Raw genomic sequence first — 14,477 nt, forward strand, 5'->3', positions numbered from 1 at the left:
GGTCCGCCTGATTGACCGGACGGTCAATCAGGCGCACTTTCGAGGCAGGACGAAGAAGTCCAACCCTCCGGAGGTGGCGGATGTCCCTGAAGTTCTCCTACGAAGCCGCGGTGGCCTTCCTGGCCGGACTCGCGGCCCTGCTCGCGCCGGACCTGTGGGCCGACGGCGCCGGACGCACCCCCCTGATGGTGCTCGGCGTGCTGCTGGCGCTGGCCGGCCTGTACGGGCTGCTCGGCGCGCCGGGCCCCGGCGCGTGGACCGGGGCGGCGTTCGCCGCGCTCCTGTTCACCGCCCCCTGGGCCTGGCAGTTCACCGGTCAGGACGGTGCGGCCTGGACGGCATGGATCGCGGGCGGCGCGGCGGTTATCGTCGCCTTGTACGCCGTGTACACCGCGTCCCGGACCCGCGAGGCCTGATCCTCCCGGCCCGTCCGCGCGGCCGACGCGATCGAGGTGGTCCCCGGCACCCCCGGTGTCCGGGGACCACGCCCGTTCGGGGGGAACGACGATGAGCGACTCACGCACCCGCATCCTCGACGCCGCCGAGGCGCTGTTCGCCGAGACCGGCTACGAGGCGACGTCCACCGCCCGCATAGCCCTGGCCGCCGAGGTCCCCAAGGGCCTGGTCTTCCACTACTTCCCGCAGAAGATGGACGTCCTGCTCACCCTGATCGACGAACGCACCGAGATCGAGGAGCCGCCCGAGGAGCCCCTGCCCCCCGACCCGGCGGGCGCCCTGCGCCGCCTGGCCTCCCGCCTCCCGCTCCGCGCCTCCCCCAGCATGCGCCGCATCCTCTTCCGCGAGGCCGACACCCACCGCACCGCCCGCGACCGCCTCACCGCCCTCAACCGCGAACTCGTCCGCCGCGCCCGCCGCGCCCTCGAACTCACCCTCCCCGGCACCCGCGGCGACGCCGCCCGCCTCGAGATCGCCGCCGCCACCTTCGCCACCGTCCTGCTCTACCAGGAGAACCTCTTCCACCTCACCGGCGACCGCATCGACCCCGACGCCCTGGCCGACCTCATCACCCGTGCCCTCACCTGACACCTGCCCGAAAGCGACACCGCGGCGAGGCGAGGATCGGCTCCCGCCAAGACGCCCTCGGACACCGGCCGAGCACCACGACGAAGCGAGGGCCGGTTCGCCGTTCACTGCCCGGAAGCCCGCCAAGACGCCCCCGATCACGGGTCGAGCGCCCACTGCGAAGCAAGGACCTGCTTACCGGCTCCCGCCCAGAAGCCCCAGGGCACAGGCCGAGCACCCGCAGCGAGGCGCAGGTCGCCTGGCCCGGCGGCGAACGCCGCAGTGGGGCCGGGCCGGTCGTCGTCTTCGCGGGAGCTCGCGGGGTGTGCCTCCGGGGCGGGGTCAGGCGAGGAGTTCGATGAAGTCGGCCAGTTGGGTGAGGTTGCGGCACTCGTGCATGTCGATGACCTCGCCGTAGGCCGAGGCGGCGGAGTCGCCGGTGTCCCAGTCGCGGGTGGGCTCGGGGTTGAGCCAGTAGGCGTGGCGGGCGGTGCGGGCCATGCCGCGGACGAGGGGCAGGGAGAGCGGGCCGTAGTTGGAGCGGGCGTCGCCGAGGATCAGCAGGGCCGTCTTGGAGGTGATCGCGTCGGGGTACTTCTCGTCGAAGGTCTTGAAGGCGTGGCCGTAGTTGCTGCGGCCGGTCAGCCAGACGAGGTCGGCCTCGCGGGCCATGCGGGTCATGGCGTCCACGACGTCGGCGCCGGGCTGGAAGAACCTGGTGATCTCGTCGGTGGCGTCGATGAAGGCGAAGGCGCGGACCTTGGTGAACTGCTCGCGCAGCGCGAAGGTCAGCAGCAGGGTGAAGTGCGCGAACGCCTGGCAGGAGTCGCTGGCGTCGCACAGGACGACCAGTTCGGGCTTGTGCGGCCGCCGCGGCTTGAAGTGGGTGTTCAGCGGGACCCCGCCGGTCGACAGGGAGGCGCGGACGGTGCGGCGGAAGTCCAGCCGGCCCCGGTCGCCGTGCCGGTTGCGCTGCACGAGGCGGGCGGCGAGCCGGCGGGCCAGGGGGTGCACCTCGCGGCGCAGCGCGGCCAGGTCGGCGCGGCTCGCCCGGCCGAAGTCGAGCTGCTCCAGCGGCGGCCGGGCGGTGGCCCGGGACGTGCGCTCCACCCCGGTGTCCTCGGCGATCCGGCGGCGCACCTCGGTCGCCACCGCCTGCTCGAACCCGGTGATCCGGGTGCGGAACGTCTGCCGCGCGGCCTTCTCCTCCAGACCGCCGCGCTCGCTGAGCACGGACTGCAGCAGCCTCGCCATCAGGGTGTCGGCCGACATGGCCCGCACCACCGGTGACGACAACCACGACTGGCCGCCCCTGGTGCGCCCGAACCGGCCGACGGCCGTGCGCGCGAACCGCCGGACGCCCGCCTCGTCGCCGTTCAGCAGCAGGTCGAACAGCTCATCCCGCAACCGCTGGACCTCCGGGTCCAGCGCGGGCGGCGTCGCGGGGCGGTCCTCGTCGGGGTCACGGTCGGTGTTGCCCTCCCCCGCGCCCAGCGCCGCCGGGAACCACAGGTCGAACAGCACGTCGAACTGCGGCCGGTGCGTCGGCCGCTTCACCAGCGTCGCCGCGTAGACGGCCCGCAGCGTCTCCCGCTCCAGCAGGTCGATGTGCCGCAACGACCGCGCCGCGTCCAGCCCCTCGGCCGGCGACACCGGCAGCCCGGCCTCCCGCAGCGCCTGCACGAAGCCGGTGTGCCGGTCGACCAGCCCCATCAGCGGCCGTCCAGGTGGAGCTCCTTGACGGCCCTCTGCTGGTCGGCGACGTGCTTGAGCACCACGCCGAGGGTGGCGCGCACGGTGCCCTCGTCCAGGGTGTCGCGGCCCAGCGCCAGCAGGGTGCGGGCCCAGTCGATCGTCTCGGCGATGGACGGCGGCTTCTTGACCTCCAGGGAGCGCAGCGTGCCGACGACCTTGACGAGCTGCTCGGCGAGCCCGGCCTCCAGGTCGGGGACGCGCGACAGGACGATGTCGCGCTCCCGCTCCAGCGTCGGGTACTCCAGGTGCAGGTAGAGGCAGCGGCGTTTGAGCGCCTCCGACAGCTCGCGCGCCGCGTTGGACGTCAGGACGACGAACGGGCGGTGCACGGCGGTGATCGTGCCGAGTTCCGGGATGGTCACCTGGAAGTCCGACAGCACCTCCAGCAGCAGCCCCTCCACCTCGACGTCGGCCTTGTCGGTCTCGTCGATGAGCAGGACCGTCGGCCCCTCCCGGCGGATGGCCGCCAGCAGCGGCCGCTCCAGCAGGAACTCGTCGGTGAAGATGTCGTCGTGGGTGGACTCCCAGGAGGCGTCGCCCGCCGCCTGGATGCGCAGCAGCTGCTTCTTGTAGTTCCACTCGTACAGGGCGCGGGCCTCGTCGAGGCCCTCATAGCACTGCAGGCGGATGAGCTCGGCCCCCGTGGCGGCGGCGACGGCCTTGGCGAGCTCGGTCTTGCCGACGCCCGCGGGCCCCTCCAGCAGCAGGGGCTTGCCGAGGGCGTCGGCGAGGAAGACCGTGGTGGCGATGGCCGAATCCGCGAGGTATCCGGTGGTGGCCAGCGCCCCGGCGGTCTGCTCCGGGGAGGTGAAGAGCGTCATGTGGTCGGTTTCTTTGTGGTGTCCGCCGCGGCGGGCTTCTTGACCTTCTTGTACACCTGGGCGTTGGCGGCGAAGGTGATCTCGTCGCCGCCGGCGTTCAGCTCGATCTGCCAGTAGGCCGCGCCGGGGTCGGTGCCCTGCCAGGAGAGCCGGTAGATCTTCTTTCCGGCGGGGATGACGGTGCCGGCCCACAGCTCCTTGCCGGAGGCGACCAGCTTGCCCGACCCGTCGGCGGTGAAGACGAAGTGCTCCTTGGCCGGGGTGTCGCCCTGCCAGGTGCCGACCAGCGCCTTGACCTGGTTGGGCTTGGGGGTCGGCGCGGGCTTGCCGCTCTCGGTGGGTTCGGCCAGCGGGGCGCCGCTCTTGGGCGCCAGGCCCGGGGCGTCGGAGTCCTGGGCGGCGGGCTGGGAGGCCTCGGCGGACGCGGACGTCTCGGGCTCGGGGTTCTCACTCCCCCCGCCGCAGGCGGTGAGGGCCAGCATTCCGGCGAGGACGAGAGCGAGGGGTTTCACGGGGCCTCCGGGTGGGACTGTGGGGGGCGTCGGGTCCGGGCGTGAAGTGTACCCATCGGTAGAGGCCACGTCATGATCCACTGCCTTTTCGCCGCGGGACCGTGCCCGGACCCGCGGCGGCCGGCTCCGCGCCCCGTTCGGGGCGCGGAGCCGGGCACGCGGCCTACTTGCCGGGCTCGGGGTCGCGCGGCAGGCCCAGCAGCCGCTCGCCGATGATGTTGAGCTGCACCTCGGTGGTGCCGCCGTAGATCGTCATGGCCCGGCTGAACAGCATCGCCCGCGCGACGATGCCGGTCGGGGCCATCAGCTCCTCGACCGCCGCCAGGTCGCCCTGGCTCGCCCAGCAGTAGTCGGCGACGTTCTGGTTGAACTGCACGCCCAGCAGCTTGCGGACCGAGGCCTCGGCGCCGGGGTTGACGCCCGACAGCTGCTTGAGGGTGGTGCGCAGGCCCAGCAGGTCGATCGACTGGCCCTCGGCCACGAGCCTGCCGACCTCGGCCGCGGTCTGCGGCGACAGCTCCCTGCCCTGGAACCAGGACAGCAGTTCCGGCACGCCCATGCCCAGGCCGCCGCCGGTGGACAGCGAGACCCGCTCGTTGGACAGGGTGTTGCGGGTGACCTGCCAGCCCTTGTCGACCTCGCCGACCACGCAGTCGTCCGGCACGAACACGTCGTCGAGGAAGACCTCGTTGAACAATGCGTCACCGGTGAGCTCGCGCAGCGGGCGCACGTCCACGCCGGGTGCCTTCATGTCCACCAGGAAGTAGGTGATGCCCTCGTGCTTGGGCGCGTCGGGGTTGGTGCGGGCGATGCAGAAGCCCCACTCGGCCCGGTGGGCGACCGACGTCCAGATCTTCTGGCCGGTCAGCCGGAAGCCGCCCTCGACCCGCTCGGCCTTCATCGACAGGGCGGCCAGGTCCGAGCCGGCGCCCGGCTCGGAGAACAGCTGGCACCAGATGATCTCGCCGCGCAGGGTGGGACGCAGGAAGCGCTCCTTTTGCTCCTCGGTGCCGTAGGCGACCAGGGACGGCACCAGCCAGGCGCCGATGACGAGGTTGGGCGCCTTGACGCCGGCGGCCCGCAGCTCCTGCTGGATGAGGATCTGCTCGATCGGGTTCGCGCCGCGGCCCCAGGGCTTGGGGAAGTGCGGGACGGTCCAGCCCTCGTCGCCCATCTTGGCGTTCAGCGCCTGGCGGTCCTCGACGGCCTTGAGCTCGGCGATCTCGGCGCGGATGCGCTCGCGCACCGGCGCGGTGTCCTCGTCCAGCTCCAGCTCGACCTCGCGGCGGCCGCCGGCCAGCGCCAGCTCGGCCACCGCGGTGGCGGCGTCGTGCGCCGAGACCGACAGCGCCTTGTTGGTCAGCGTGCGGCGCAGGTAGATGTGGGCGTCGTGCTCCCAGGTGAAGCCGATGCCGCCGAGGATCTGGATGGCGTCGCGGGCGATCTGCGCGCAGGTGTCGGGGGCGATCACGGCGGCGACGGCGGCGGCGAACCGGGCGTCCTCGGCGTTGTCGCCCACGGCGCGGGCGGCGTCCCAGACGGCGGCACGGGCCTGCTCCAGGCCGATGAGCATGCGGGCGGCCTTGTGCTTGACGCCCTGGAACTGGCCGATGGGCCGGCCGAACTGCTCGCGGACCTTGGCGTACTCGGCGGCGGTGGTCACGCCCCAGGACGCCGCGCCGATGCTCTCGGCGCCCAGCAGGACGGCGGCCAGGTCGCCCACGCGCTCGTCGGTGACGCCGTCGAGCACCCGCTCGGCCGGGACGGAGAGGTTCTCGGCCTCGACGCGGCCGGAGCGGCGCACCTTGTCCAGGCTCGGGCGGGCGGTGACGGTCAGCGCGGCGGCGTCGACGGCCACCCAGTCCCCGCCGGCCTTCAGCACGATCACGTCGGCCATGCCCGCGCCCAGCACCGGCTCGGCCGAGCCGCTGACGACCAGCGCGTCGCCCTCGCGGACGGCGGTGAAGCCGCCGGCCAGGCAGAGCGCGCCGGTGCGGGAGCCGTCGGCCAGGCCGGCCAGCAGGCCGTGCGCCTTGGCGTTGGTGGAGGAGGCGATCACCGCGCTGGCCAGCACGGTGGGCAGGAACGGGCCCGGCGCGGCGGCGCGGCCCAGCTCCTCGGCGACCACGGCCAGCTCCAGCAGCCCGTAGCCCTGGCCGCCCTGCTCCTCCGGCAGGTGCAGGCCCAGCAGGCCCTGCTCGGCCAGCTGGGGCCAGAAGGCGGGCCTGGCCTCCTCCTCGGCGTCCAGCGCGGCGCGTACCACCGCCTGCGTCACGTAACGCTCGGCGAAGCCCCGCACCGACGCGGCCAGGTCCTCGTGCTCCTCGGTCAGCCCGATGGCCATGCGCACACCTCTCCAGTCGTCCCGACCCGGCTCCGCCCAGGGGTGCGGCCCGGCAGTCGAGGGTTATTCTAGAACGGGATTCAACCACACTGGAGAGGTGACTCTACTCACCTCCCCGCCCCCTGAGGAAGCCCCGGTAGTACTCCAGGAGCCGGGCCACCGACTCGTCCTCGCCGGGCAGCTCGCGGCCCCGCCGCGCCGCGGCCTCGGCCAGGGAGCGGGCGCGCTCCGGGTCCTCCAGCACCGAGGTGACCGCCTTGGCGAGCTCCCCTGCGTCCCGCGGGGGCACCAGCACCGCCGCGTCGCCCGTCATCCCGGGGATGCCGCCGACCCGGGTGGCCACCAGCGGGCGGCCCGCCCGCAGCGTCTCCTGGACGAACAGGGGCTGGCCCTCCCACAGGCTCGGCACCACGACGAGATCCGCCGCGGTCAGCAGCTCCGGGACGTCGTCGCGCCGCCCCAGCAGCCGGACGGGCAGGTCGTCGGCGGCGATCCGCTCACGCAGCCGCCCGTCCAGCGGGCCGTCCCCCACCAGCAGGAAGAGCGTCTCCTTCTCGCGCAGCCAGCCGGCCACCTCCAGGAGGTCGAACAGGCCCTTCTGGTCGGCCAGCCGCGCCACCGTCAGCACCGCGTGCTGGTCGCCCAGGCCGAGCTCCTCGCGCAGCCGCTCCCGCGCGTCCGGGTCGGCCTTCCTGTCCATCTGGGGCGAGGGCACCAGCGCGTGGCCGACCCGGCGCGCTCCCAGCGCGCGCATGCGCTCCTCCAGGTCGGGCGAGACGCCCAGCACACCGGAGGCCCCGCGCGCCACGAGCCGCTCCAGGACGGCGTAGGCGGCCCCGACCGCCCCGCCCTCCAGCACCGCGTTGTGCAGGGTGACCACCACCGGGGGGCCCGTCTCCACCCGCAGCCCCTCGAGCCTGCCGCGGGCCAGCACCGCCAGCCCCCCGGCGCGCAGCCCGTGCGCGTGCACCACGTCGGCCCCGCGGACGAGCGAGCGCAGCCGGGCCACCGCCTTGAGGTCGGTTCCGGGCCGTGGCCGGTCGGAGATCTCCACCGGGGCGAACCGCACCCCCGGCCCGGTGAACCCGAAGGTCTTCTCGGTGGACTCCGGCCCGCACACCAGCACCCGCGCGCCCCGGGCCGCCAGCCCCGCCGCCACGGACCTCACATGCGACCCGATCCCCCCCGCGCTGGTGGCCAGCACCAGCGCGACCTTCATGCCGTGCCCTTCGTCCATGTCCTCACCTCGCCGTAGTCGTACTTCCCCCGGACGGCCCGTTCCCCTGACCGTAGCCCGGCCGCCCGCCCTCCGGAGCACACCTGTGGACGGTCCGGCGCGTGTCCGGTCGCGGGCCGCGCGGCCCGCGTCCTCCCGTGGATCGTCCACCGCCCGTCCGGTCGTGGACGGCGCGCCGCCCGGAGCACGTCCTCCCGCAGAACGCCCGGCCCGCGTCCGGGCACGGGCGGCACGCCGCCGGGCCCGCGTCCGCCCGCGGACGAACGCGACGATCAAGGTCGTGCTCGGATCCCTACCCCCCGTCCGGGCCGATCACCTCCGCCGCGCCAGGATCTCCCGCAGGTCGTCCCTGGCGGTGAAGGCGGCGAGCGCGCCGAAGACGATCACGGCGGCCAGCGCGGCGGCGGCCGCGCCCAGCAGGTTGTGCACCTGGCCGTCCACCCCGAAGGCGCGGGCGACGGAGTACCCGGCCGCCGCGCCCACCGAGCCGCCCAGCAGGCCGCCCAGCGCCGCCCTGGGCAGCCCCTCGACGGCGGCCGCGCCCCGGGCGCGCACCAGCGCCACCAGCAGCAGCGCCCCGGCCACGCTCATGCCCGCGGCGTTGCCGAAGCCGAAGGCCGCCACCACCCAGTCCTTGGGAACGACCTGGACGAGCACGACGTCCGCGACGAGCACCGTCACCCAGCCGATGACGACGGCCCGCGCCGACTCCCTGCCCCGGTCGCAGGCGTACAGGGCGCGGCCCAGATGGGCGACCAGCCCGTAGCCGAGCAGGCCCGGCGCGAACGCCAGCAGCGCCCGCGCCAGCACCTCGGGCTGGGCGTCCGTGCTCTGCCCAGGAGGGTCGAAGAACCAGGCGACCGGCACCGCGACCGCGACGACCAGGGCCGCGCCCAGGCAGGAGACCAGGACCACCACCCGGGTGGTGCTCGCGGCGATCCGGTCGAAACCGGACGGATCGGCGTCCTGGAAGCGTGCCGACAACGACTGGAAGGCGCTGGTGGCGACCGGCACCACCAGGATCGCCCACGGCAGCAGGTAGATCGCCCAGGCGTAGGTGTAGTGGGTCAGCGCCGCCCGCGTGCCGTCGTTCTTCAGCACCAGGATCGCCAGCGTCGCCAGCTGCTGCGCCACCACCGTCGCCAGCCCGGCGAACGCCAGCACGCGCACCTGGCGCCCCACCCCGGCGGGGAAGCGCAGCGCGGGCCGCAACCGCAGCCGCAGCGGCCACCCGGCCACCAGCGCCACGACGACCATCGCCGACACCCCGACCGTCGTGCCGACCGAGAGCACGAGCTCGGCGTCGCGGGGCACCTCCGGCAGGCGGCGGGGGTCGTGCCCGCCCATCAGCGGGACGTAGGCCAGGTAGGCCCCGATCATCACCAGGCTGGACAGCAGGGGCGCCAGGGCGGGGCCGGTGAACCTCCGGTGGGACTGCAGCACCCCGTACAGCACGACCGCCAGCCCGTACATCACGATCTGCGGCGCGAACACCACCAGCATCCGCGCGCCGATCGCCCGGTACGCCGCGGCGTCGCACCCCCCGAGATCGCCCTGGCTGAGCAGCGCCATGATCGGCCCGGCCAGCAGCGCCACCAGCAGCGCCAGCGGCACCAGCAGCATCAGCACCCAGGTGAGCATCGCCGAGGCCGTGCGCCGGACGGTCTCGGTGTCGCCGCGCTCGACGGGCCCCGCCAGCACCGGCACCACCATGCTGGCCAGCGCGCCCCCCGCGACGATCTCGAACACGATGTTCGGCACGTGGTTGGCGGTGAAGTACACGTCGCTCAGGCACGACGCGCCGACCGTCTGGGAGAAGACCGCGGTGCGGCCGAACCCGGCGACGCGCGACAGGACGGTGAGGACGGCGATGAGGAGGGCGGCGCCGGCGATACCGCTCGCAAGGCGTCTCACCGGACCTGGACGGGCTCCGGCTTGGTCTCGACCGGGCGGCGGCCCAGCATGTCCAGCCAGTTCAGCGGGGGGCTCTCCCGGATGACCTTGGTGAAGCTGACGTACTCGCTGGCGGCGTTCAGCGCCACCAGGCCGCCCAGCACCGCCAGCCGGGCCGGCAGCGCCAGCCGCGTGGCCGACAGGCCCAGCAGCGCGCCCAGCGCGTTGGCGCCGGCGTCGCCGAGCATCGCCCGCTCGCCCAGGTCCTCGGGCAGCAGCGCCACGGCCGCGCCCAGCGGGGCGGCGACCACGGCGGCCCCGGCCCCGGCGGCCAGCGGCAGCCCGGTGATCAGGCCCACCTTGATGGCCCGGCCGGGCCGCAGGTCGAAGAGGTTCATCACGTTCGCCCCGGCGGCGATGATCGCCCCGTTGAGCAGGGTGTCCAGCGTCCTGCCCGCCAGCGTGCGGGCCGGGGAGCCGGCGAGCGCCGCGGCGGCCAGGCCGGTCGCGCCGATGCCCAGCACCTTGACCGCGCCGGTCGTCACCTCGCCGCGGGCCAGCGCCGACAGGTGGCCTTTGAACCCGCGCGAGGAGCCGTCGCCGGCCAGGTCGTCGTAGGCGCCCAGCACGCCGGAGGCGGCGCCCGCCACCAGCGCGGCGGCGCGCATCCGGCCGGGCAGGCCGGGGGCCAGGAGCCCCGCCGCGGCGGAGGCGGCCACGAACGCCGGGCCCTCCAGCAGGGTGACCGGCTCGGCGCGGTGGTTGACGCGGCCCCACACCTCCTGCCCGGTGAGCCCGTTGAACCCGGGCGGGCGGCGGGTGAGCGCGGTGTAGGCGGCGCGGGCGGCGGCGGCGCCGAGGACTGTGCCGATCAGGAGACGCTTCACGGCTTCTCTCCGGAGGTGGTCGGAACGGTGGGCAGAGGGTCGGGCAGGTAGCCGCTGACGTCCGACCCGGTGCCGTAGTGGCCGGACCGCCCGCTCATCTCCACGTTGAGCGCCAGGACGGTGACGACCTGCCCGGAGGCGGTGTCCGCGGCGTCCACCGAGGAGACCGACGAGGCCGTCTCCGACGAGCGCAGCGCGGACAGGAACCCGCCCGTGCCCGCCGAGGAGGCGTCTCCGGCCGCCACGGTGCCACGGGTGCCGCGGTCGAGCGCCACCGTCAGCGCGACCAGCGCGTCGTTGTCCTGCTCCGCGCCGTCGCCCTCGAACGGGCTCGCCGGGGCCACCACTACCGCGAGTGTGGCACGGGCGCCCGGCTTTCCGCCGGTGGTCAGCAGACCCTGGTCGCGGAAACCCTGCAGGACCGACCCCGAGCCGACCTCCTCGTGCCCGGCCTTCTCGGCGTCCTCGGTCACCAGCATGGCCGCCAGCAGCGTCCCCGCCTTGACGTAGGCGTCCGCGCCCTCGGGGTAGGCCAGCTCGGCGGGCTTGTGGACCTCGGCGAGCTGGTCGATGGCCTGCGCCTGGTCGTCGGAGAGGAACTTGTCGGTGAGGCTCACCCAGCCGGTGACGGTGCCGCCGGCGTCCTTGACCGCCGCGTCCAGGCCGGTGCGCATGCCCTCCTCGGCGCCGGGCGCCAGGACGAAGAGCACGGACTCGTCCTTCAGCCGGTCGGCCAGGATCTGCGGGCCGACCATCTCGGCGAACCTGTCCTCGCCCGCCAGCTGGTCGCCCTGGGCGGTCACCTGCGCCCGCAGCTCGTCGTTGTTGCGCTGGATGACCTGCACGTTCTGTTCGACGACCTTCTGGGACGCCTCCTGGACGGTGGTCGTGGAGCCCAGCAGCAGCCCCGTCGCCAGGGCGAGGAAGACGGCGACGATGGAGACGAGGTGGTAACGGAAATCGATCACGTGAAGAATCCGGTCAGCCAGAAGAGGAAGGAGTGCCAGTGCTCCACCAGTGCGGACATGAGGTCGGGTCCCGGCGGTGAGACGACCAGCGCCGCGACCATGGTGACCAGGGCGGCCGCCACCAGGACCAGCAGGGCCGAGGAGGAGATCCGGCTGCGGTACAGCAGGCTCACGCCCTTGGCGTCGACCAGCTTGCTGCCCACCCGCAGCCGGGTCAGGAAGGTGCTGGACATGCCGGCGCGGCCCTTGTCGAAGAACTCGACCATGTTCATGTGGGTGCCGACCGCGACGATGAGCTGGGCGCCCTTGTCGTCGGCCAGCAGCATCGCGCAGTCCTCGCTGGTGGCCGCGGCGGGGAAGAGCACCGCGTCCCGGCCGAGCTCCTCGACCCGCTTGAGGCCGGGCGCGCGGCCGTCCCGGTAGGCGTGCACGACGATCTCGGCGCCGCAGGTGAGCGCCTCGTCGGAGACCGAGTCCATGTCCCCGACGATCATGTCGGGCTTGTACCCGGCCTTCAGCAGCGCGTCCGCGCCGCCGTCGACGCCGATGAGCACCGGCTTGTACTCGCGGATGTAGGGGCGCAGCGTGGCGATGTCCTCGCGGTAGTGGTAGCCGCGCACGACGATCAGCGCGTGCCTGCCCTCGAACGAGGTGCGCACGTCCGGGACGCCGACGCCGTCGGTGAGGAGCTCCTGCTCCTTCTTGACGTACTCCATCGTGTTGGAGACGAACGACTCCAGCTGGGCCGACAGGCCGGCCTTGGCCTCCTCGACGGCCGCCTCGACGGTCTCGGCGGTGTGCCGGATGCCCTTGGCGACCAGCTCCTCGCCGCGGTAGACCGAGGCGCCGTCCAGCCGCAGCACGTCGCCCTCGGAGACCTTCTCGAAGATCTCCGGGCCGACGTCGTCGAGCACCGCGATGCCGGCCTCGATGAGGATCTCCGGGCCGAGGTTGGGGTAGCGCCCCGAGATGCTGCGCGAGACGTTGACGACGGCGGCGATCCCCGCCGTCACCAGCGAGTCGGCGGCGACCCGGTCGAGGTCGACGTGGTCGATGATCGCGATCTCGCCCGGTTGCAGGCGCTTGGCCAGGTTCTTGGTGCGCTTGTCCAGCCGGGCGGTGCCGCTCAATCCCGAGTGGTCGTCCCCCGCGCCGGATCTGCGCAGGCCGAAGAGGCGCACGCCGCGCAAGCGTGATCGCGCACGCGTGTCGGATTCGGCCCCCGGTTCGCTCATGACCTCTACATCCTGCCAGAGCCGTACAACCCGTCGTCCCGCCGACGGGTCAGGCGTGTCCGTCCTTGTCCCGGGCCGCGATCTCCAGCAGCTCCTCGGCGTGGGCGCGCCCGAGCTCGCTGTCCTCCAGCCCGGCCAGCATCCGGGAGAGCTCCCGGACCCTGGCGTCGGTGTCCAAGGTTTGCACACCGCTGCGGATCACGGTGCCGTCATCGGACTTTTCGACCAGAAGGTGCTGGTCGGCGAACGCCGCGACCTGCGGCAGGTGGGTGACCACGATCACCTGCGCGGTCCGCGCCAGCTTGGCCAGGCGGCGGCCGATCTCGACCGCGGCCTTGCCGCCCACGCCCGCGTCGACCTCGTCGAAGACGAAGGTGGGGACCGGGTCGGCGCCGGCGAAGACCACCTCGATGGCGAGCATCACCCGCGACAGCTCGCCGCCGGAGGCGCCCCGGTTCAGCGGCAGCGCGGGCGCTCCCGGATGCCCGGCCAGCCGCAGCTCGACCTCGTCGACGCCGTGCGGGGTGAACCCGGCGGTGCGGGTGAGCGCGACCACGATGCACGAGTGCGGCATGGCCAGCGCCGACAACTCGGCGGTGACCGCCTCGGAGAAGCGCTCGGCCGCGGCCTGGCGCACCTCGGTCACCCGGGCGGCCAGCTCGTGCAGCCGCTCGGCCAGCTCGGCCTCCTCGGCCTCCAGGCCGGTGATCCGCTCGTCGTCGCCCTCCAGCTCCTGCAGCCGCACGGCGGCGTCCCGCGCCCAGGCCAGCGCCTCGTCCACGCTGCCGCCGTACTTGCGGGCGAGCATCGACAGGTCGGCCCGGCGCTCCTGGACGGCGGCCAGCCGCTGCGGGTCGGCCTCGACGGACTCGGTGTAGGCGGCCAGCTCGCCGCCGATGTCGGCGATCAGGTAGCCGGCCTCGGCCAGCCGGTCGGCCAGCACGCCCAGCTCCGGGTCGTGGTCGCGCGCGGCCTCCAGCGCGCCGCGCGCGGTGCCCAGCAGGCTGGTGACGTCGGCGAAGGCCTCCGCCTGCGACGGGTCGCCCAGGAGCGCCTCGTGCGCGGTGTTGGAGGCCGTGCGCAGCGCGTCGGCGTTGGCGAGCCGCTCGTCCTCGGCGGCCAGCTCCACGTCCTCACCGGCCCGCGGGTCGACCTTCTCGATCTCCTCCAGCCCGAAGCGCAGCCGTTCGGCCTCGTCGGCGCGTTCGCGGGCCCGGGTCGTCAGCTCCTCCAGGAGCCTGCTGACCTCGCGGTGGCGCTGGTAGGCCTGGGTGTACTCGCGCAGCGGCTTGACCAGCTCGGCGCCCGCGTAGCGGTCCAGCGACTCGCGCTGGCGGCCGGGCTGCAGCAGCCGCTGCTGGTCGGACTGGCCGTGTACGGCCACCAGGTCGTCGGCGAGCGCCAGCAGCGTGCCGACCGGCACCGAGCGCCCGCCCAGATGGGCGCGGGAGCGGCCCTCGGCCGACACCGTGCGGGTGATGATCAGCGCGTCCTCGTCGAGCTCGCCGCCGGTCTCCTCCACCCGCGCCGCGGCCCGGCCCGCCGGGTCGAGCACGATCCGGCCCTCCACGACGGCCTTGTCGGCTCCCGGGCGCACCCGCCTCGGGTCGCCCTTGCCGCCGAACAGCAGCCCGAGGCTGGTCACCACCATGGTCTTGCCGGCGCCGGTCTCGCCCGTCACCACGTTGAAGCCCGGCGACAGCTCCAGCACGGCCTCGTCGATGACGCCAAGGCCCTTGATCCGGACCTCTTCGACCATCGGTCTCAAGGGGACACCTCATCCGCTCGCGCGTACCGTTTCT

Annotated in this window: 12 protein-coding genes; 2 read left to right on the plus strand and 10 right to left on the minus strand. The window is 73.9% G+C overall.

Annotated elements, in window-relative coordinates; genetic code table 11:
* Nucleotides 1-80: 80 nt before the first annotated feature.
* A complete protein-coding gene (locus C2865_RS34135; RefSeq protein ID WP_106402766.1) occupies nt 81-416 on the plus strand; it encodes an SPW repeat domain-containing protein in 336 nt (111 codons plus the stop codon).
* Nucleotides 417-507: 91 nt separating this feature from the next.
* Nucleotides 508-1,044 (plus strand): TetR/AcrR family transcriptional regulator, encoded by a 537-nt coding sequence (locus C2865_RS34140; RefSeq protein WP_106402767.1) that lies wholly within the window; start codon nt 508-510, stop codon nt 1,042-1,044.
* 321 nt (nt 1,045-1,365) lie between these two features.
* Here the strand turns inward: C2865_RS34140 and C2865_RS34145 are convergent, their stop codons facing one another.
* The 10 genes from C2865_RS34145 to recN all read right to left on the minus strand — a co-directional run bounded on the left by C2865_RS34145 (nt 1,366) and on the right by recN (nt 14,434).
* A complete protein-coding gene (locus C2865_RS34145; protein WP_106402768.1) occupies nt 1,366-2,736 on the minus strand; it encodes a vWA domain-containing protein in 1,371 nt (456 codons plus the stop codon).
* The gene (locus C2865_RS34150; RefSeq protein WP_106402769.1) at nt 2,736-3,599 is read right to left on the minus strand and encodes an AAA family ATPase; all 864 of its coding nucleotides are present in this window, start codon (nt 3,597-3,599) and stop codon (nt 2,736-2,738) included. The genes C2865_RS34145 and C2865_RS34150 overlap by 1 nt, the downstream gene beginning before the upstream one ends.
* Entirely contained in the window at nt 3,596-4,111 is a 516-nt protein-coding gene (locus C2865_RS34155) for a hypothetical protein (protein ID WP_106402770.1), read from the minus strand. The genes C2865_RS34150 and C2865_RS34155 overlap by 4 nt, the downstream gene beginning before the upstream one ends.
* Before the next feature lie 163 nt (nt 4,112-4,274).
* The gene (locus tag C2865_RS34160) at nt 4,275-6,455 is read right to left on the minus strand and encodes an acyl-CoA dehydrogenase family protein (protein ID WP_106402771.1); all 2,181 of its coding nucleotides are present in this window, start codon (nt 6,453-6,455) and stop codon (nt 4,275-4,277) included.
* A 103-nt stretch (nt 6,456-6,558) separates the two neighbouring features.
* Entirely contained in the window at nt 6,559-7,692 is a 1,134-nt protein-coding gene (locus C2865_RS34165; RefSeq protein ID WP_106402772.1) for a glycosyltransferase, read from the minus strand.
* Between the two features lie 312 nt (nt 7,693-8,004).
* A complete protein-coding gene (gene murJ, locus C2865_RS34170) occupies nt 8,005-9,606 on the minus strand; it encodes a murein biosynthesis integral membrane protein MurJ (RefSeq protein WP_106402773.1) in 1,602 nt (533 codons plus the stop codon).
* Nucleotides 9,603-10,472, minus strand: coding sequence for a hypothetical protein (locus C2865_RS34175; RefSeq protein ID WP_106402774.1), 870 nt, complete (start codon nt 10,470-10,472; stop codon nt 9,603-9,605). The genes murJ and C2865_RS34175 overlap by 4 nt, the downstream gene beginning before the upstream one ends.
* Nucleotides 10,469-11,440, minus strand: a complete 972-nt coding sequence (locus tag C2865_RS34180) for a copper transporter (RefSeq protein ID WP_106402775.1) — start codon at nt 11,438-11,440, stop codon at nt 10,469-10,471. Before C2865_RS34180 ends, C2865_RS34175 begins: the two co-directional genes overlap by 4 nt.
* The gene (steA, locus tag C2865_RS34185) at nt 11,437-12,675 is read right to left on the minus strand and encodes a putative cytokinetic ring protein SteA (protein WP_106402776.1); all 1,239 of its coding nucleotides are present in this window, start codon (nt 12,673-12,675) and stop codon (nt 11,437-11,439) included. Before steA ends, C2865_RS34180 begins: the two co-directional genes overlap by 4 nt.
* Before the next feature lie 49 nt (nt 12,676-12,724).
* Nucleotides 12,725-14,434, minus strand: coding sequence for a DNA repair protein RecN (gene recN, locus C2865_RS34190; RefSeq protein ID WP_106402777.1), 1,710 nt, complete (start codon nt 14,432-14,434; stop codon nt 12,725-12,727).
* Nucleotides 14,435-14,477: the final 43 nt, after the last annotated feature.

It is taken from the genome of Actinocorallia populi (assembly GCF_002995495.1).
Taxonomy (GTDB): Bacteria; Actinomycetota; Actinomycetes; order Streptosporangiales; family Streptosporangiaceae; genus Actinocorallia; species Actinocorallia populi.